The following is a 19,366-nucleotide window of genomic DNA, read 5'->3' as shown; positions in this document are numbered from 1 at the left end:
CATGCCGGACGATTTAGCAGACCAACAGCAGGGCCAGATCCCAACCAACTTGCGGTTGCTGGTCCTGCTTGAGGAAGTGGCAAAGGCAGGTGTGCCCGTCACGCCAACAGCGCTGAAGGACACGCTGAACCTTCCCAAACCCACGCTGCACCGGCTGTTCAACACCGCAGAAGCGGAAGGCTTTCTGCAAAGAGATATCGACGGCCGGTCCTACGGGCCCGGCCCTCGTTTGCGACAACTCTCGATGCATACCGCATCCGCGCAGCGCATACGCACCGTCCGGCTGACCATCCTGCGCAGCGTGGCTGAGAAGATCGGTGAAACCTGCAACATCGCCACGCCAGACCGCGACGGGATGACCTATCTGGACCGGGTCGAAACCCATTGGCCGCTGCGCATCCAACTGCCGGTTGGCACCCAAGTGCCGTTTTATTGCACGGCAAGCGGCAAGATGTATCTGTCCTCGCTCAGAAGTGCCTATTTCGACAGGTATCTCTCGGCGGCGACCTTCGAGAGCCACGCGCCGCACACGATCACCGACAAGGCCGCGCTTAAGGCCGAGATCGAGGCCACCCGCAAGCGCGGGTATTCCACCGACAATCAGGAGTTCATGGAAGACATGGTCGCCATTGCGGTGCCAATCCTGGATGACCGAAAGCGGCTGGTCTCGACCCTGTCCGTGCATACGCCGCTGCAGCGCCATGACCTTGCCTCCCTAAGCCGCCACATCGACACCCTGCGCGGGGCGGCAGACGAACTCAGCGCGCTGATCAACAGCTAGGACTGGCACGTCAGCCTATCCAGAAATGCACCTGTGCGCCCCCATCGCGCCCTCGCACCGGCACGGATTTCACGGTTGCAGGCGGCGGCGCAGTGGTGGTCCTACCCACAAAATCCTCTGTTGCGGCAATCGCAGCACCTTCTGCCTTGGCGATCTCCAGCAAGCGGCTGGCCAGGTTGACGCTGTCCCCCGCGACCGAGACCTGCTGATGCCGATCTCCACCCTGACGCGACAGGATCACCGCGCCATAGTGCAGCCCGATCCGACACCCGACGTCATAGTCGGGCCCGCTCAAAGCAGCCACACCCTCCAGCAGCGCAAAGGAGGTGCGCAAGGCCCGATCGGCGCTGGCCTCACCTGCCCCGACCATCCCGAAGACAGCCAGCACCCCATCCCCCATGTAGTTCAGGACAACGCCATCCTCATCCTCCACCGCGCTGGCGGTGATCTGGTGAAACCCCTTCAACAGGTCTTGTGTGCGGGCTGGCCCCAAACGTTCCGAGAGGCCCGTAAAACTGCTCAGATCAACAAAGAAGATGACAAGCGACCGAGGCGTTGGTGTCTGCAGAAAGGACGGATCATCTGCGATCAACTCAGCCAGGGCGGGGGATTGAAACTGCTTGAAAGCGGCCAGAGCCTCAGCACCCCGCGCAGCTCTGCATCGTTCGGTATAGTACCGCAGAATTGCAGCACAGACGACCGGCACAGCGCTTGCCATCAAAGGCAGGGCCGCGCTGAGCCAAACGCCCTGACCGAAGGCCCCGAAGACCACAGCGCCCCACCCGAAGATCAGGCAAAGAGCGATTGGCACCCCCCGCGACAACGGCAGAGCGAGCACCAGCAGGCTCGACACCAGCGCAAGGCCAAAGCCCGCCGCCGCGTCCAGCCTGCGGGTCTCCGCGTCACGTCGAAGTGTTGCGCCGCCGAGCATCTGTGACACCACACCCGCAAGGATTTCGACCCCCGGTACAGTGTCGTCAAAAGGCGTTGGGAAGCGGTCGCCGAACCCCGTGGCCGTGTAACCCAGGATCACGGCGCGGCCCCGCAGTGCGTCATTGACCTGCCCACGCAGCACATCCGCCGCTGAGTAGGTTGGCACCTGCCCTTCCGCGCCGACGAGGCGGATGGGCATGGTCAGACCAACATCCAGCGGCACCGAGATAGGCCCGAGATCAAGCTGATGCGCGGCGATCTGCGGCTCTTCGCTCTGGAACCGGGACGCGATGGTCAGCGCAAAGGACGGCTCGACCCCGCGCTCGGTCGCAAAGACCAACGGGACATGGCGCGGCACACCTCTGACATCGGTCGACAGGTTGACCAAAGCGACATCCGAAGCTGTGGCAAGCCTGGGTTGGGGGCGCAGCACGGCGTTTGGACGCGGCACGTCGGAGGCGGATCCCTCTTCGGCAAAACGCGCACCGGCGGCGATCACCGTCGGCGCGCGGGCTAAGGATGCCGCCAGCCGCGCATCAGCCTCAGGCGCGCCCGGATCAGCAAAGATGATATCGAGCCCAATCACCTTTGGCTGTGCAGCGGCAATGGCATCAACGGTCTCGGCAATCAGAACGCGGCCCGGCTTCGCGGCCAGATCCACCTTGCCAAGCGTGGCATCGTCGACCACGACAATGGCAACCTCTGGCATCGGCACCACCGGACCAGACACCCGAAACCGCACATCCAGCAGGGTGGATTCCAGCCCATCCAGCCAGCTTGCACGTGCCGACACATGTGGCAAAGACATGGTGACGGCCCAAATACCCGCCAACAGGAGAACGAACGTCCCGGGCAGCAGCGCCCGGTAGGCTGTGCTCATCTGCCGAAGCGCGCCAGCAACCCTGCGGCCCGCTCCGCAGGCCAGGGTCGGGCCTCAAGTGCGGCGCCATCGCGCACATCCACCCCGTCACCCGCCCGCAGGATCACATCAGCACCGTTTGCATCCCGTTGCGTAACAGCGACTTCACCCTCGATCACAAAGACCGACGTTTTATCACCTTCGACCTCAACGACATAGATGGTGCCGCGGACCGCCGCGATCGCGTGGGGGGTTCTGATTTGCGGGCGCGCCTCTCCGGGTGCAACCTCCAGCAGCACCGCGCCGCTGTCCAGCTCAATCACATCCGGTGCGCCGCCATCTGTGACCCCAAGAAACCCCATCTGCGCCGCCGCATCGAGTTCGATTGTCACACCAAACGCGCAGGACAGCACCTGACGCTCCGGATCCTGCACCGTCGCAATCTCGCAATTTGCGGGCCGCTGTGACTGCGCAGAGACCGCGGGAGCCAGAACGATCAAGGCCAGAATGATTTTTGGAAACAGACGCATATCAGATGACACCCTCGCAGCAGACTTTAGCCATGGCACTGCTCTCATTACGGGACAACCATGCGCTTTATTCCCGCAACATGCGATGCAAATACCATCAAACGCCGCCGGGCTAAAGCCACGATGCGCAGCAGATCACTGCCCCGCAAAGACAGCGCGCGGTCCCTTAAGTCCGATGCAACGGCTTTCGCCCAGGTTTGCCAACGCAACTTTCTTCGCATGGGAATTCCGATGGCCGATACATCAAACTGCCTGTCTTTGCCGTTCATCCAGCCCAGTCAGGCGCAAAAGCATGTCACGCATAATGAGGCGCTGCGCATCCTGGACGTGTTGACGCAGCTCGCCGTGCTGACGGATGACCAGACCGTACCGCCCGCCACCCCGACCGAGGGGGATCGGCACATCGTGGGCGACGCTCCGACCGGCGCTTGGGCCGGACATGGCGGGCAGCTGACGATGTTCGAGAACGGCCTGTGGCAGTATTTTACCCCTAAGCCCGGCTGGCGCGCCTATGTCACCGGACGGGATGCCTTGGTGGTGCATGACGGCTCCGATTGGATGGATCTGGACAGCGACGACCTGCAGGATATCGCAGCCTTCGGGATCGGTATGAGTTCCCTGCCCTCGGCACCGTTCTCGGCTAAGCTGAACGGGGCTCTCTGGACAGCGCTCTATGCCGCAGACGGTGGCGACGGCAACATGATCTCCACCGTGAACAAGGAAACGAGCGGCGGGGACGCGGGCTTTGTCTTCCAGCAGGATTTCGGCACAAGGGCGCTCTTTGGTCTCTTTGGCAGTGACAACCTGCGCCTGGCCACCTCCGCCAATGGCACGGATTTCCGCGATGGGCTTGTGGTCGATGCGGCCACCGGTGTGGTCGCGCAGCCGAACCTGCCGCGCTTCAAGGGCGTCACGAATTTCGACAATTACACAGCGCCGAACGTCTGGACGACAATCGCCATCAACGCGGCCGAGTTCAACGATCAGGGTGTGCTGGACGCCGGCAGCAACCAGTTTGTCGCCCCGGTGGCGGGCAGCTACCTCTTTGGTGCTGCGCTGACGTTCAAGGAAAACACCTCCGATCAGGCGCAATTGGGTGCCCGCTTGCTGTTGAATGGCACAGATGTGCTGGCCGGGTCACTGGCCGAGGTGACAGGGCCACATGTCTCTGAACGAACCAACCTGCAGACCCAGACCATGGCGCTGCTGTCGGCGGGCGACACGGTCGAGCTGCAAGGGCGGCTGCGGGGCGTCGACGGGTATTTCATGGCGGGTCGGACAAGTTTCTGGGGCTTCAAAGTCGGCTGATCTCATTTTGAGGTCATCGACCGCTTGACCATTTGCGCCGGGGGCGATCAGATCGCAGCTGATCCGGCGGGCCTGCGCAGACACGCGGTGCCCGCCTTTGCCACCCGGAGAGCTTTGCACCATGCAGCTGCGCGCCCAGCATCCCTACCCGTCCCGCCGCTCTGCCGTGGCGGCGGACAATATCGTGACCACTTCGCACCCTCTGGCTGCACAGGCGGGCCTCAGCATGCTATCGCGCGGAGGCAATGCGGTCGACGCAGCTCTTGCCGCCGCAATCACGTTGACGGTGGTTGAGCCCACGGGCAATGGCCTGGGCTCAGATGCTTTTGCGATCCTCTGGGACGGGCAGGAGTTGCACGGTTTGAATGCCTCTGGCCGCGCCCCGACAGCATGGACCCCAGAGCGCTTTGCGGGCCTCGACAAGATGCCCTTCCATGGATGGGAAAGCGTGACCGTGCCCGGCGCAGTTTCCTCCTGGGTCGCGCTGTCAGAGCGCTTTGGCAAGCTCGATTTTGCGAGCCTTTTTGAGCCCGCAATCCGCTATGCCGAAGAGGGCTTTCCCGTCACTCCAGTGATCGCCACGCTCTGGCGGCGTGCGGCGGATCAGTTGCGCAACCAGCCTGGCTTTGCCGAAACGTTTCTGCCGGGTGGGCGTGCGCCCGCCGCAGGGGAGTACTTTCGCAGCCCCGGCCATGCGCGGACCCTGCGCCTGATCGCCGAGACGCGCGGCGCGGCCTTCTACACCGGAGAGCTTGCCGCTGAAATCGCAGCCTTCGCAAAGACACATGGAGCAGCCCTGACCGAAGCCGACATGGCCGCCCATGCCGCGGACTGGTGCGGAACGATCAGCAAGGCCTTTGACGATGTCACCCTGCACGAGATACCGCCCAACGGTCAGGGCATCGCGGCGCTGATGGGGTTGGGTATTCTAGCCCATACCAACATTCGGGACATGGATGCAGACGACCCGAGCGCCCTTCACCTGCAAATCGAGGCGATGAAACTGGCGCTACGCGATGCGGAAAGCTATGTCGCCGATCTCGATCACATGACGGACGTGACCGTGGAGGATCTGCTGGACGACGGCTATCTGGCCGACCGCGCCCGGCTGATCGACCCCGCGCGCGCAACCAACTTCCAGTCCGGCGCACCCAAACACGGCGGCACGGTCTATCTGAGCGCAGCGGATGCGTCCGGCATGATGGTCTCTTTCATCCAGTCCAACTATGCCGGTTTTGGTTCGGGTGTCGTTGTGCCCGGCACCGGCATCGCCCTGCAGAACCGAGGCGCCGGGTTCAGCCTTGACCCCAAACATCAGAATTATGTCGCTCCCGGCAAACGCCCATTTCATACCATCATCCCGGGGTTTCTGATGGCTGCCAACGGCCCAAGGATGAGCTTTGGCGTGATGGGTGGCCCCATGCAGGCCCAAGGGCATGTTCAGATGGTGTTGCGCACACAGCTCTTCGGGCAAGATCCACAGATGGCCGCCGATGCACCACGCTGGCGCGTCACCGACGGGCTGGGCGTCGCCTGCGAAGACACATTGCCCGCCGCAACGCTGGACGCGTTGCGGGCGATGGGCCACCAGCTGTCGCTTGAAGCACCGGAAAACGCCTTTGGCTTTGGCGGTGCGCAGCTGATCCACCGCCTGCTTGGGCGGGGCTATGTTGCGGGGTCAGACCCCCGCAAGGATGGCGCGGCGGTGGGATACTGATGACCCCACCCCGCAAAACATGCGTGATCTTTGATCTCGACGGCACGCTGATCCACAGCGCCCCCGATCTGCAAGCCGCACTCAACGCCGCGCTGGAGCCACTGGGGCGTGGGCCCGTCGATCTGGCGACAACGATCTCATTTGTGGGCAATGGTGTAGAAAAGCTGGTGCAGCGCGGTCTCGCCGCAACCGGAGGCTCAACGGCCGATCTGCATCGCACAACGCTCGCGCGCTTTCTCGATGCCTATGCCGTCAATGGCGTGGCACTGACCGCACTATATGACGGCGTGCTGCCCCAGCTTGAATGGTTACGCAGCGCGGAGCTGTCGCTCGGCATCTGCACCAACAAGCCCGAGGGACCCGCCCGCCATATCTGTGACGAGATGGGGTTGTCGCCCTTCTTCGATGTGATCATCGGGGCGACACCCGATCAGCCCCGCAAACCCGATCCGGCACCGCTGCACGCCACGATGGCCCGGCTGTCTGCGACACCAGAGCAGACCATCTATGTGGGAGACAGCGCCATTGATTTCGAGACAGCGCGCGCCGCTGGCGTCGATTTCTGGCTCTACACCGAAGGCTATCTTAGCAGGGATCTGTCCGGGGAGACCTGCGCGCGGCGGTTCAACAACTGGGCCGACCCACAGCTTTTTTCCGACCTCATACCGGCAGATTAGCGGTGAAGGTCAGACGCATGTCGTGGCGATAGATCTCGCCGGGCTGCAGAATACAGTTCGGGAAATGAGCGAAGTTTGGCGAACAGGGAAACACCTGCGTCTCCAGCGCCACACCAGCGAAGCGGCCCAAGGGCTGCCCCGCTTTCCCGCGTTCGGTCCCGTCAAACCCGCCGCCGGTATAGACCTGCAAGCCAAGTTGATTGGTGTCGAGCGTCATCCGGCGACCTGATATGGGATCAAAGAGGCAGGCCGCTGGCGTCGCCCCGGTCAAACACCAGTTGTGGTCATAGCCGCCACCCAAGGTGCCGATATCTCGCCCTATGGGTTTCAGCTCCTGAAAGTCAAAAGGGGTCTCAGCCACCGCAACGATCTCGCCCGTCGCCAGGTTCTCACCGTCGACGGGCGTGTAAAACGGAGCGGCAATCTGAAGCTGATGATCCAGCACATCATCGCCGCCCTGCCCCGAGAGATTGAAATAGGAATGATGCGCCATATTGATCAGTGTCGGCGCATCAGTATCAGCCGTCATCTCGATCTCCAGCATCCCCGTGCCGGTCAAGCTGTAGCGAACACACAGGTTGGAGTGGCCCGGAAAGCCCATTTCACCGTCTCCTGTGGAGGCCACAAATGTGACACTGTGCTCCTCTAGCGCCGCGATGTGCCACAGCTTGCGGTCAAACCCGGCGGTGCCACCGTGCAGATGGTTGCCGCCTTCGTTGCGGTCCAGTTGAAGTGGCTTTCCCGCGATCATGCAACGGCCACCCGCCACCCGGTTGGCGTATTGACCGCAGGTTGCACCAGCAAAAGCGCCGCTCTGCACGTAGCCGTCGAGATTGCCGTACCCGAGAACCACATCCGCTAAATCACCTTTAGCATCAGGCACCCAGAGCTCCGTCAGCCGCGCGCCATAGGTGATCAGCCGCGCTTCAAGTCCTCCCCCACGCAAGCGCACCGCCTCGACCGGCTCCCCTTGCAGCGCCCCGAATGTCTCTTTCTGCACGTCCGCCTGATCCGCCTGTTTCGCTCGCCGGGGTGATGCTAGGCCGCAACCCTGGTGAGCGAAAGCGAATTCAGTCGTAGCGCAGCTCAGTCGCCTTGCCACGGAAGATGTAGTAAGACAGCGCTGTGTAGCCAAGGATCGCGGGCAGCACGAAGAGCGTGCCGATCAGAATGATAGACAGGCTTTCGGGTGCTGCAGCAGCGTCGTAGATCGTGATCTGCTCCGGCACGACATAGGGGTAGAAGGAATATGCCATCCCCCCAAAGGCCAGCGTAAAAAGTGCCATGGCGGCGGCAAACGGCCCCCAGGCGCGGCGGTCGTCGGGGCGCGGCAGATGGCGGATCTGCCACCAGAGATAGCCGACCAGCGCCAGCGACAAGAGCGGCATTGGCGAGAGATAGAAGAACTCCGGAAGGCTGAACCATTTGTCGAAGATACGGGGGCTGACGAACGGCGTGGCCAGAGAGATCCCGCCAATGCCAAAGATCAGCCCCCAGATGCCCCCGCGCGCCCAGCCCACAGCCCGGGCTTGCAGGTCGCCGCCCGTCTTTGCAATCAACCACGCCGCGCCGATGAAGCTGTAGCCGACCGTCAGGAAGACCGCCGTCAGCAGCGCGAAGGCCACGTGGCTAACCGTCCAAGTGAGGCCCATGACGTACATGCCGAGCATGAAACCTTGGCTCATCGCGGCCAGCAGCGACCCCAGAAAGAAGGCGAGGTTCCACCGTGGCTTCTGAGCGATGGGCGCCTTTGCGCGGAATTCAAACGAGACGCCGCGCAGGATCAGGCCCACCAACATCACGAAGACCGGGAAGTAGAGCGCAGTCAGGATGATCCCATGAGCGGGTGGAAACGCGACGAGCAGCAGGCCGATAGCCAGCACCAGCCAGGTTTCATTTGCATCCCAGAACGGGCCGATGGAGGCCACCAGCAGGTCTTTCTCCGCATCATCGGCCAGGGGCATCAACAGCCCGACGCCCAGGTCAAAACCGTCCAGAATCACATAGATGAGGATCGAAAGCCCCATGAGGGCCGCGAAGGTCCATGGCAGCCAAACTGCCGGATCGCCAAAGGTTTCCATCTGCTATTCCCCCGGGATCACGGCGACTTCGGCCTCGCCACTGCGCGGATAACGGCGGGTGGAGAGCGGCTCGCCTCGCGACGCCTTGCGCGCCAGGTAGGTAATCACCGAAATATAAGCGATGGTCAGCGCCGCGTAGATCGCAAGATAGCCGATCAGCGTGCCCATCACCATACCAGCGGGCACATCGCTGACCGCGTCCTTGGTGCTGAGCACTCCTTGCACAAGCCAGGGCTGCCGCCCGATCTCGGTGGTGTACCACCCGGCCAGCGTGGCAATCCACCCGCTGAAACTCATCGCGGCAAAGCCCACCAGCGGCACCGTCGGCATGTCGCCCGCCCCATAGCGGCGCAGCAGGTAGAGCCCGCCCCACGACAGAACCAGCATCGCCATGCCCGTGCCCACCATGATACGGAAACTGTAGAAGACGGGCGCCACCGGCGGGTGCAGCGCTGTCCCATCCTCGGCCACAAAATCGTTCAGACCGGGCACAACGCCAGACGGCTTGTGCTTGAGGATGATCGATGCACCGCTTGGCACACCGATCTCGAAATTGTTCTGCCGCGCGTCTCCGTCCGGCACCGCAAAGAGCAGCAGTGGAATGTTCGGCCCGGTCTCCCAATTGCCCTCCATCGCAGCCACCTTCGCCGGTTGATGCTCCAGCGTGTTCAGCCCGTGGAAGTCACCCGCCAGGATTTGCAGCGGGATCAGCGCGGCGCCGGTGATGATGCCAAAGCGCAGCGTGGTTTTCACACTCTCAGCCCGATCCCCCCACAGCAACCGCAACGCGGAAATGCCAGCGACCAGGAAAGCAACGGTCAGGCCCGATGCGAGCAGCATATGCACCAGCCGGTACGGCATTGACGGGTTGAAGATGATGGCAAACCAGTCGGTGGCATGCACGATGCCGTCGCGCAGTTCATACCCCTGCGGGGTGTGCATCCAGGAATTCAGCACGAGGATCCAGAAGGCCGACATGGTCGTGCCGAAGGCCACGAGGAAAGTGGCAAGCGTGTGCACCCAGGGCTTCACCCGCGAGGCGCCGAACAGCATGATCCCAAGGAAAACCGCCTCAAGGAAGAAGGCTGTCATGACTTCATAGGCCAAGAGCGGCCCAGCCACATTGCCCACGGTCTCCATGAACCCGGGCCAGTTGGTTCCAAACTGGAATGACATGGTGATGCCCGAGACCACGCCCATCGCGAAGGACAGTGCAAAGATCTTCACCCAGAACACATAGACATCCATCCACTTCCGCTCTCCGGTCGCGTTGAACCGCAGCCTGAAGAACAAAAGTGCCCAACCCAGAGCGATCGTGATCGTCGGGAAAAGAATATGAAAAGAAATATTCGCGCCAAACTGGATGCGCGAGAGGATCAGCGTGTCCAATGGTTCACCCTCACTTTGCGTCTGCAACCCCACCCGTGCTTTGCTAACGATCAGATAATTTCCAAATATCTGATCGTCAGGGGCCATGCGACGAAACGCGCAGGCCCCCAGTCCCCGCGAGGAGGTTGTGTTTCAGCTGAACACCCGATCATGCGCGGTTCTCGGTATACGGTTGTTTCGTCCCGCAGAGTCATCAAGCGCTGGTCTGGGGAGCACGACGAAAACTCAATGACGCTTTCTCAAGTTATACCCAAACGCATTATTTCCTATACTTATCATATCATTATCCACCTCCACTGCTGCACCCAACTTGGCGAACACGCCTACATGTCCAACCTCCGCATTGGCTGGATGACCGCATGTCTTGAACGGACTCCAGGCGTCGTTGCCCGCCCCTAAGCAGGTGGATTTACCGCCCCTGCGGCAGAGTGCAGCAGCCTCTTGGGCAGGCCGGCTCAACGTAGGTTTGCCCTCTTGAGGCGGCTCTAGTTTGGTCCACCAGCCGGCCTGGCAATTGACACGCGCAAGGTTTCGCATGACCTTTCGCGCGATTGGCGTACCGGCAGGACCCGTTTTTTTGGACCACACAACCCTCATTGTCGCTTGCGCCGCGTTTTCCTTTGCTGGTGCTGTCAAAGGGCTGGCCGGGATCGGCATGCCGACCGCAGCCATTGCGCTCATGACCCTGTTTCTTGACCCGCGGACAGCCATCGCATTGGTCCTGTTTCCCATGATCGGCTCCAACGCCTGGCAACTGCTGCGCGCCGGTCAGTTGAAACGCGCCGCGCGCCGCTATGCGCTCTTCGCGGGCGTGCTGCTTGCCGGGGTCGCTGTCACCGCTTTTGCGACGCAGAACACTGGCGACCGGGCGCTGCTGGCCTTCCTTGGGCTGGTGATCCTGCTCTTTGTCGCTGTCTCCTGGCGCGGCCTCGTGCCACCGCTCGCCGCGCGGTATGATAAAGGTGCGCAGGTCGGCTTTGCCCTCTTTGCTGGCGTTGTTGGCGGTATGACTGCAGGCTGGGGCGCGCCATTGGCGATGTATCTGGCAACCAAGCAGGTCGACAAGGACGAGTTCGTGCGCGCCAGCGGCTTTCTGATTTTTGTGGGCAGCCTGCCGCTCTGTCTCGCCTACATCCAGTTGGGCTTCCTGACCGGGCCACTGGCCGGTCTTTCCGCGGCCATGCTGATCCCGACCCTGATCGGGTTCAGTTTGGGCGAGATCTTCCGAAATCGCCTCACCGGCGAGGGGTTTCGCACTGCAATTCTCATCGTCTTCGTGCTGATGGGGTTGAACCTGCTGCGCCGGGCGATCTGGTACGGCTGAACCTCAGAAGCAGGTTTCCAAAAGCTCGGTGGTGTTCTTCACAGTCATCTTCACCGGATTCCCACCGACACTCGGGTCCTGCAAAGCAGATGCTACAAGCTGATCAATCTGGGGATCTTTTACACCAAGCTCTGTCAGATTCTTTGGAATATTCAACTTTGCGTTCAATTCCCCCACAAAGGCATGAAAGCCATCGAAGCCTCCCGCAATGCTGAGATAGTTCGCCGCGCGCGCGAGATGTTTGCGCACTTTTGGCCGGTTGAACATCAGCACCTGCTGCATCACAACCGCGTTTGTGGTGCCGTGATGCGTGTGATGCACCGCCCCGATGGGATGCGAGAGTGCGTGAATGGCGCCGAGGCCTTTCTGGAAAGCGGTGGCCCCCATAGCCGCCGCTGACATCATATGCGCCCGCGCTTCCAGATTTATTCCATCTTCATAGGCAGTTAGAAGGTTGTCTTTAACCAGCTTCATACCCTCTAGCGCGATACCCTGCGACATCGGGTGATAATGCGGTGAGCAATAGGCCTCCAGACAATGGGCAAAGGCGTCCATGCCGGTGCCTGCGGTGATCGCGGGCGGCATGCCCACGGTCAGTTCCGGGTCGCAGATCACTACGGACGGCAGGATCTTGGGGTGGAAGATGATCTTCTTCTCATGGGTTTCGGAGTTGGTGATCACGCTGGCACGCCCCACTTCCGAGCCAGTTCCAGCCGTGGTCGGCACCGCGACGATGGGCGCAATGGCATCCGCGTCTGCGCGTGTCCACCAGTCGCCGATATCCTCGAAATCCCAAAGAGGCCGCGTTTGCCCGGCCATGAAGGCGATGACCTTGCCGAGATCAAGCCCCGAGCCCCCGCCGAAGGCCACCACACCATCATGCCCGCCGTCGCGGTACATCCGGACACCCTCTTCTGCGTTCTTCTCGGTCGGGTTCGGATCCACATCCGAGAACATCGCGCGGCCCAGACCCGCAGCCGTCAGCAACTCCAGCGTGTTCTGCGTGATCGGCAGATCGGCCAGCCCCTTGTCGGTCACCAACAGCGGCTTGGTGATCCCAGCGGCGGCGCAGGCCTCCGCGATCTCCGAGATACGGCCCGCGCCAAAGCGGATGGCGGTGGGGTAGGACCAATTGGCAGTCAATGTCATCGGCTCAGGCCTTCTTCAGATGGTACGATTTCGGGCGCGTCAGATTGTGATAGCCAATCACCGACAGCCCCCCACCCCGTCCGGTATCCTTGCATCCGGTCCAGCACAAGGCCGGATCAAGATAGTCGGCGCGGTTCATAAACACGGTGCCCGTCTCGATGGCGTCGCCAATGGCTTCGGCCCGCGCGGTGTTGGGTGTCCAAAGCGAGGCGGTCAGCCCATAGGCGCTGTCATTCATCAGCCGGATCGCTTCGGCGTCATCTTTGACGGGCATGATACCCACAACCGGGCCAAAGCTCTCGTCCCGCATCACGCGCATGGAGTGGTCCACATCCACCAAGACCTGCGGCATCAGATATGCACCGCCATCTTGCGGGAAAAGCGACTTGTTGATCAGCGCCTTGGCGCCCGCCTCTAAAGCCTCTGCCGTCTGCGCGCGCACCTCATCGGCAAAGCGGACCTGTGCCATCGGGCCGAGGGTTGTGTCCGCGTTGAGCGGATTGCCCAGCTTGTAGGATTCGACGATTGAGACAGCCTTATCCACAAAGGACTGGAACAGCGGTTCCGCCACGTAGATCCGCTCGATCCCGCAGCAGCACTGGCCGGAGTTGAACATGGCCCCGTCGATCAGCGTGTCTGCCGCCGCCTCGACATCGGCATCCTCCATGACATAGCCGGGGTCTTTCCCACCCAGTTCCAGACCCAACCCGGTGAAGGTGCCCGAGGCCGCCGCCTCCATGGCACGCCCGCCACCGACCGAGCCGGTGAAATTCACAAAGCCAAAGGCGCGATCAGCGATCAAGGCCGAGGTGGTCTTGTGGTCCAGAAACACGTTCTGAAACACGTCCTCTGGCACGCCCGCCGCGTGGAACGCCTGTGCCATGCGTTCGCCCACCAGCGGCGTCTGGCTGGCGTGTTTCAGCATCACCGCATTGCCCGCGATCAGCGCCGGGGCCACAGTGTTGATGGCCGTCATATAGGGATAGTTCCAAGGAGCCACGACCAGCACCAGCCCATGCGGCACCCGCTTGATCTTGCGCTGAAACGCATCGCTGTCCTCGACTATGAGAGGGGCCAGCGCGTCCTCTGCAATGCGTGCCATATGCCGCGCGCGTTCGTCAAAGCCGCCGAACTCACCGCCGTAGCGGACCGGGCGACCCATCTGCCAAGCGAGTTCTGGCACGATCTCATCGTTCATCGCGCCCACGTTGGCGACGCCTTTCAGCACAAGGTCGATCCGCTCTTGCAAAGGGCGCGCGGCCCAGGCTGCCTGTGCCGCCTGGCCTTTGGCAACCGCCTCTGCAGCCTCAAATTCGGTCAGAACAGCACGTGTTGCATAGACCGACCCGTCGATGGGCGAGATACAGGTGATGGTCATGGCTCAGGCCCTTTCAAAGCCGCGCGCGATTTCCCAATCGGTTACGACACGGTCAAATTCTTCCTGCTCCCATTCGGCGCAGCGGGTGTAGTGGTCGATCACGTCGTCCCCCATCGCCGCGCGCAGCATGGAGGAGCCGCGCAAGGTCTCCGTCGCCGCGCGCAGAGTCTGCGGGATGTCGGCAGCCTTGGCATCTTCATAGACGTCGCCCTTGGTGGGCGGGGCCAGCTCCAGCTTGTCCTCGATGCCCTTGATGCCCGCGGCCAGCATGGCGGCTTGCGCGAGATAGGGGTTGAGGTCAGACCCGCCGATCCGGCATTCCACGCGCACGCCCTTCGTGCCATAACCGCAGAGCCGGAAGCCCGCCGTGCGGTTGTCCACGGACCAGACGGTTTTGGTCGGCGCAAAGGTGCCCTTGGCGAAGCGTTTGTAGCTGTTCACGTAAGGCGCCAGAAAAAACGTATAGTCGGGCGCATAGGCGATCAGCCCGGCCATGTAGTGTTTCATCAGCTGCGACATGCCCAGGGCATCAGCTGCGTCGTAAAACGCTGGCGCGGCGCCCTGCCAGAGCGATTGGTGCACATGGGAGGAACTGCCCACCTTGTCCGCTGCCCATTTCGGTAGGAAGCTCGCGGCATGGCCCTGCTGCCAGGCGACCTCCTTTACCGCGTGTTTGGCGATGGTGTGATGATCGGCGCAGTCGAGTGCTGCGGCATAGCGGATGTTCAATTCCTCCTGCCCGGTCTCGGCCTCCCCCTTGGTGTTCTCGACAGGGATGCCAGCGGCGTAGAGGTGGTTGCGCAGCGGGCGCATGATCCCTTCTTCCTTGGTGGTCTGCAGGATGTGGTAGTCCTCATTGTACCCGCTGATCGGCGCCAGATCGCGGAAGCCCGATTTGCGGATCTCATCATAGCTCTTCTCGAAGAGGAAGAACTCCAGCTCCGTCGCCATCATCGCGTCAAAGCCCATCTCGGCCAGCCGCGCCACCTGACGTTTCAGCACCGCGCGCGGGTCATGCGGCACCGGCGCGTGCGTGTGGTGGTCGAGGATATCGCAGAGCACCATCGCCGTGCCCTCCAGCCAGGGTATGGGTCGGATCGTGCTCAGATCCGGCCGCATCACATAGTCGCCATAGCCCGCCCGCCACGAGGTGCTGGCATAGCCATCGGGTGTGGCCATCTCCAGATCGGTGGCCAGCAGATAGTTGCAGCAATGGGTCTCAGCATGGGAATGCTCAACGAAATTCGCCGCGTGAAAGCGTTTGCCCATCAGCCGGCCCTGCATGTCCACAAAGCAGACCAGAACCGTGTCGACCCCGCCCTCCGTGACCTGCGATTTCAACTGCTCAAAGCTCAATGTGCCAGCCATGGGGATTTCCGTTTGCAAAAGGGTCGGGGGCGGCACACACCGCCCCCTCTGTGCTTAACCGTAGCGGTAGGGCCGTCCGGCCTTGACCATATCGGCGTTGTACTGCTTGAAGATCTCGACGACCTTCGCCTTGGTCTCGGACTCTGCTGCGATCTCGTCCCAGAACTTGAGCGCTGCGTCCTCGACCTGCTGCCATTCTGCATCGGGGATCGAGGTCAGTTCCATCTTCGTGCCGTTCACGCGCAGGTTGGCCTCTCCGCCCCAGTACCACCACTGGCGATAGTAGTGCGACTGGTCCATGCAGACTTTCAGCAGCTCTTTCAGGTCATCGGGCAGCGCGTTGTAGCTTTCCATATTTGCAAAGAACGAGCCCGCCCAGGCGCCGGAGATGTTGTTGGTCAGGAAGTAGTTGGTCACATCCGCCCAGCCGACGGTGTAGTCTTCGGTGATGCCAGACCAGGCGATGCCGTCGAGCTCGCCCGTCTGCACAGCCACTTCGATATCTTCCCACGGCAGGGTCACCGGCACCACGCCGAATTGCGTCAGGAAGCGACCCGCTGTTGGGAAGGTGAAGACGCGCTTGCCTTTGAGGTCTTCGAGGCTGTTGATCGGGTCTTTGGTGGCGAAATGGCACGGGTCCCAGGCGCCTGCGCTGATGTGTTTCACACCAACGGCGGAGTATTCCTGATCCCAGATCTCGTTCAGGCCGTACTGGTTGAAAAGCACTGGCACGTCGAGCGAGTAGCGCGAGGCGAAGGGGAAGTAACCGCCGAAGACAGTGACTTCTGTGGGTGACGCCATGGAGTCGTCGTCGGACTGCACCGCGTCGATGGTGCCGTTCTGCATCGCGCGGAAGAGCTCACCTGTGGGCACCAATTGGTCGGCAAAAAACAGCTCGATCTGCATGCGGTCGCCCGCAATCTTGTTGAAGCTGTCGATGGCGGGTTTGATCACATGCTCGGCGAGCGCGGGGCCCGCATAGGTCTGCATCCGCCATTTGATCGTGCCTTGCGCCAGCGCCGGGGCGGCCAGCGGGGCCGCAGCCGCGCCCACGGCGGCACTGGTGATAAACTTACGTCTTGTTGTCATGGTCGTAACTCCTTGTTGCGTTGAACGCCCCGTCTGCGGGGTCTTGGTTATTTTCCGTAAACATAGTCTGGCAGCCACAGGGCGATCTGCGGGAAGGTCATGATCAGGGCCAGACAGCCGATCATCACGATCACGAAGGGCAGGATCGAGCCGTAAATGTCCTTGAGCGTGATCTCTGGCGGTGCCATCGCGCGCATCAGAAAGAGGTTATAGCCGAAGGGCGGCGTCATATAGGCGATCTGCGTGGTGATTGTGTAGAGCACGCCGTACCAGATCAGATCGAACCCAAGCGCAGCCACCAGCGGGACGTAAAGCGGCGCGACGATGACCAGCATCGCAGTGTCATCAAGGAAGGTGCCCATCAGCAGAAACGACAGCTGCATCAGGATCAGGATCATCCAGGGGTTCAGGCCCAGCTGTTCCGTAAAGAGCTGATCGATGGCTTTAACCGCACCCAATCCGTCAAAAACCGCACCAAACCCGAGAGCTGCGAGAATTATCCACATGAACATGCAGGAGATCGCGAGCGTCTGCCGCACCGAGACTTCAAAGACCTCGCGGTTCATCCGGCCTTTCAAAACTGCCGCCATGAACGCCGTCAGCGCGCCGATGGCGGAGCTTTCGACAAGTGAGGTCCAGCCGTTTACGAATGGCACCATCATCGCGGCAAAAATCACGATGGGGAGCAGCCCTGCACGCAGCAAGCGCAGCTTTTCGGCCAGCGGCACCGTGCGCTCTGCGGCGGGCAGCACGGGGCCAAGCGCCGGGTTCGCCTTACACCGCAGATAGATATAGAGAATGAAGGCCGCCGCCATCATCAGCCCCGGCAGGATACCCGCCAGCCACAGCTGCCCGACCGGCTGTCGTGCGATCATTGCGTAAAGCACCAGAACGACCGAGGGCGGCACAAGAATGCCCAAACTGGACCCCGCCTGTATCACTCCCGTGACCATCCGCTTGTCATAGCCGCGCCGCAAAAGCTCCGGCAGCGCGATGGTCGCACCGATGGCCATGCCCGCCACGCTCAAGCCATTCATGGCCGAGACCAGCACCATCAACCCAATGGTCCCAATCGCCAAGCCACCCGAAACCGGCCCCATCCAGACGTGGAACATGCGATAAAGGTCATCGGCGATCTTTGATTCCGACAACACGTAGCCCATGAAAATGAACATCGGCAACGTCAACAAAGGGTACCATTTCATCAGCTTCATCGCCGCCGAGAAGGGGATGTTCGACCCGCCCGGATCCCAGAGCAGGATCGCCGCAAGTGCGGCCACACCTCCTATCGCGCCAAAGACCCGTTGCCCGGTCATCAGCATCAGCATCATCGAGGCAAACATCAGGATGGCGATCAGCTCATACGACATTGAGATCGACCTCCCCGATCGTCGCAATGTCTTTGATCAGCTCGGAAATCGCCTGCAACAGCATCAAGAAAAAGCCCGCGATCATCACCGCCTTGATCGGCCAGATGTAAGGCCGCCAGGCGGTGCTGGAGCGCTCCAGCCGCCCGACTTCCTCCGCGCCCACCAGAAGCCCAGCGAAAAAGCTCAGCGGCTCCTGCCCCCAATAGCCCAGCGAATAGGCCGTCGACCCCAAAGCGCCGTAGAGCAGGACGCCCAAATAAAAGATCAGCAAAAGCACCGTAAACGCGTCGAACCACGCTTTCTTGCGCACCGACCAGTCATGATAGAACAGATCCATCCGCACATTGGCCCCCAGCTGCATCGCGTAAGGCCCGCCGGTGATGTAATAAGCGACCATGGCGAACTGCGCCATTTCCAGCGTCCAGAGCGTCGGCAGAAAGAACGTCTTCGAGATCGAGGACCAAAGCAGGATGCCCATCATCACGAACATGCCATACATCATCACCCGCCCGATCCGGTAATTCACCGCATCGACCCAGCGCACGTAGACAGAGGCTATCCGCCTCATGCCGCCACCTCCAAGGCACCAATGCTCTCGCGGATCCAGCCGGCCAGCATCTGCGCCATCTCGGCCTGTGCCTCCGAGGTCGCGATCAGATCGTTGCGGACCTCGATCATGACATTTGGGATTCCGCGCGTGAGGCCATGCATCCGCAACGTATGCATCACCCCATCGTGCGGACCGTAAGGCGCATTCCGCTGCACACGCAGAGGTGTGTGCCGAGCCGCACGCGCCAACATGGCATCGGCCAGACGCGTGTCCTTGTCATGCAAAACCCCGACCTCCACTGCACGCCGCTTGCCCATGAACACCGGGGTAAAGCTATGCACAGTGACAAGAACCTGCGCCTGCACCGCATCCATCGCGGCGCGCACACGCGCCTCGAACGGCAGATAGTACCGCGCCACCCGGTCCGCACGGGTGCGATAGTCCAACCCGATGTTTCCAGGTATCTCGCGCCCCTCGCTGCGCTCCAAAATCGCCGATGGGGCCTCTGGCGGGCGATTACAGTCATAAATCAAACGAGAGACCGTGCTTGCCACCAAAGGCGCGTCGAGCCGCTCTGACAGCCCCTCCGCCACCCCCAGCGCGCCGGGGTCCCAGGCAGCATGGCCGCGTCGCATGTCTTCCGGAAGCCCAAGCGCTTGCAACGCAGACGGCATATGATAACTGGCGTGCTCACAAACCAAAACGACGCCGGATGCCCCAGCTGGGTGCAACACCCGCACCACATCCCCTGTCGTCATTTCCGATCCGTAACCTGACATTTCGCCCCCCGGTCACAAACAAAGTGCTTGCCGGATCAGGATTCTGTCAACAAAATAATGTAACCACACATTCAGATAAAACTT

At 61.6% G+C, this 19,366-nt stretch carries 17 protein-coding genes; 5 read left to right on the top strand and 12 right to left on the bottom strand.

Annotation, left to right across the window (positions count from 1 at the left end):
* Position 1: 1 nt before the first annotated feature.
* A complete protein-coding gene (locus tag So717_RS12925) occupies positions 2 to 781 on the top strand; it encodes an IclR family transcriptional regulator (protein ID WP_159977893.1) in 780 nt (259 codons plus the stop codon).
* 10 nt (positions 782 to 791) lie between these two features.
* Here the strand turns inward: So717_RS12925 and So717_RS12920 are convergent, their stop codons facing one another.
* Entirely contained in the window at positions 792 to 2,594 is a 1,803-nt protein-coding gene (locus tag So717_RS12920) for a CHASE2 domain-containing protein (protein ID WP_159977892.1), read from the bottom strand.
* On the bottom strand, positions 2,591 to 3,103 hold the full coding sequence (locus So717_RS12915) for a FecR domain-containing protein (RefSeq protein WP_159977891.1): 513 nt from the start codon (positions 3,101 to 3,103) through the stop codon (positions 2,591 to 2,593). The genes So717_RS12920 and So717_RS12915 overlap by 4 nt, the downstream gene beginning before the upstream one ends.
* 231 nt (positions 3,104 to 3,334) lie before the next feature.
* Between So717_RS12915 and So717_RS12910 the strand changes: the two genes are divergently transcribed.
* The 3 genes from So717_RS12910 (at position 3,335) to gph (ending at position 6,805) form a co-directional block, all read left to right on the top strand.
* On the top strand, positions 3,335 to 4,411 hold the full coding sequence (locus tag So717_RS12910; protein ID WP_159977890.1) for a DUF2793 domain-containing protein: 1,077 nt from the start codon (positions 3,335 to 3,337) through the stop codon (positions 4,409 to 4,411).
* A 121-nt stretch (positions 4,412 to 4,532) separates the two neighbouring features.
* Positions 4,533 to 6,128 carry a gamma-glutamyltransferase family protein gene (locus So717_RS12905; RefSeq protein WP_159977888.1) on the top strand — a complete coding sequence of 532 codons (1,596 nt, stop codon included), beginning with the start codon at positions 4,533 to 4,535 and terminating at the stop codon, positions 6,126 to 6,128.
* Positions 6,128 to 6,805, top strand: coding sequence for a phosphoglycolate phosphatase (gene gph / locus So717_RS12900; RefSeq protein ID WP_159977886.1), 678 nt, complete (start codon positions 6,128 to 6,130; stop codon positions 6,803 to 6,805). The genes So717_RS12905 and gph overlap by 1 nt, the downstream gene beginning before the upstream one ends.
* Here gph and So717_RS12895 read toward each other — a convergent pair.
* The 3 genes from So717_RS12895 to So717_RS12885 form a co-directional block, all read right to left on the bottom strand.
* Positions 6,789 to 7,805 carry an aldose epimerase family protein gene (locus So717_RS12895; RefSeq protein ID WP_159977884.1) on the bottom strand — a complete coding sequence of 339 codons (1,017 nt, stop codon included), beginning with the start codon at positions 7,803 to 7,805 and terminating at the stop codon, positions 6,789 to 6,791. The genes gph and So717_RS12895 overlap by 17 nt on opposite strands.
* 70 nt (positions 7,806 to 7,875) lie before the next feature.
* A complete protein-coding gene (locus tag So717_RS12890) occupies positions 7,876 to 8,886 on the bottom strand; it encodes a cytochrome d ubiquinol oxidase subunit II (RefSeq protein ID WP_159977882.1) in 1,011 nt (336 codons plus the stop codon).
* 3 nt (positions 8,887 to 8,889) lie between these two features.
* Complete coding sequence (locus tag So717_RS12885; RefSeq protein ID WP_159977989.1) at positions 8,890 to 10,275, bottom strand: cytochrome ubiquinol oxidase subunit I; 1,386 nt, start codon at positions 10,273 to 10,275, stop codon at positions 8,890 to 8,892.
* A gap of 577 nt (positions 10,276 to 10,852) precedes the next feature.
* On the opposite strand from So717_RS12885, the gene So717_RS12880 reads away from it, so the two are divergent.
* Positions 10,853 to 11,599, top strand: coding sequence for a sulfite exporter TauE/SafE family protein (locus So717_RS12880; RefSeq protein WP_159977880.1), 747 nt, complete (start codon positions 10,853 to 10,855; stop codon positions 11,597 to 11,599).
* Positions 11,600 to 11,602: 3 nt separating this feature from the next.
* Here the strand turns inward: So717_RS12880 and So717_RS12875 are convergent, their stop codons facing one another.
* Genes So717_RS12875 through So717_RS12845 form a run of 7 tightly spaced genes read right to left on the bottom strand, consistent with a single transcriptional unit; the run spans position 11,603 to position 19,261 of the window.
* A complete protein-coding gene (locus So717_RS12875; RefSeq protein ID WP_159977878.1) occupies positions 11,603 to 12,748 on the bottom strand; it encodes an iron-containing alcohol dehydrogenase in 1,146 nt (381 codons plus the stop codon).
* Between the two features lie 4 nt (positions 12,749 to 12,752).
* Positions 12,753 to 14,126 (bottom strand): aldehyde dehydrogenase family protein, encoded by a 1,374-nt coding sequence (locus So717_RS12870; protein WP_159977876.1) that lies wholly within the window; start codon positions 14,124 to 14,126, stop codon positions 12,753 to 12,755.
* Positions 14,127 to 14,129: 3 nt separating this feature from the next.
* Complete coding sequence (locus So717_RS12865; protein WP_159977874.1) at positions 14,130 to 15,494, bottom strand: glutamine synthetase family protein; 1,365 nt, start codon at positions 15,492 to 15,494, stop codon at positions 14,130 to 14,132.
* Between the two features lie 54 nt (positions 15,495 to 15,548).
* Complete coding sequence (locus So717_RS12860) at positions 15,549 to 16,583, bottom strand: TRAP transporter substrate-binding protein (RefSeq protein ID WP_159977872.1); 1,035 nt, start codon at positions 16,581 to 16,583, stop codon at positions 15,549 to 15,551.
* A gap of 47 nt (positions 16,584 to 16,630) precedes the next feature.
* Entirely contained in the window at positions 16,631 to 17,953 is a 1,323-nt protein-coding gene (locus So717_RS12855) for a TRAP transporter large permease (protein WP_159977870.1), read from the bottom strand.
* Positions 17,943 to 18,521: a TRAP transporter small permease subunit gene (locus So717_RS12850; protein ID WP_159977868.1), complete on the bottom strand. Its 579-nt coding sequence runs from the start codon at positions 18,519 to 18,521 to the stop codon at positions 17,943 to 17,945. Before So717_RS12850 ends, So717_RS12855 begins: the two co-directional genes overlap by 11 nt.
* A complete protein-coding gene (locus So717_RS12845; RefSeq protein ID WP_159977866.1) occupies positions 18,518 to 19,261 on the bottom strand; it encodes an N-formylglutamate amidohydrolase in 744 nt (247 codons plus the stop codon). The genes So717_RS12850 and So717_RS12845 overlap by 4 nt, the downstream gene beginning before the upstream one ends.
* Positions 19,262 to 19,366: the final 105 nt, after the last annotated feature.

The organism is Roseobacter cerasinus (assembly GCF_009811755.1).
In the GTDB taxonomy this organism is placed as follows: Bacteria; Pseudomonadota; Alphaproteobacteria; order Rhodobacterales; family Rhodobacteraceae; genus Roseobacter; species Roseobacter cerasinus.
The sequence above is the reverse complement of the archived record's forward strand: the minus strand, read 5'-3'. Positions and strand labels throughout refer to the sequence as shown.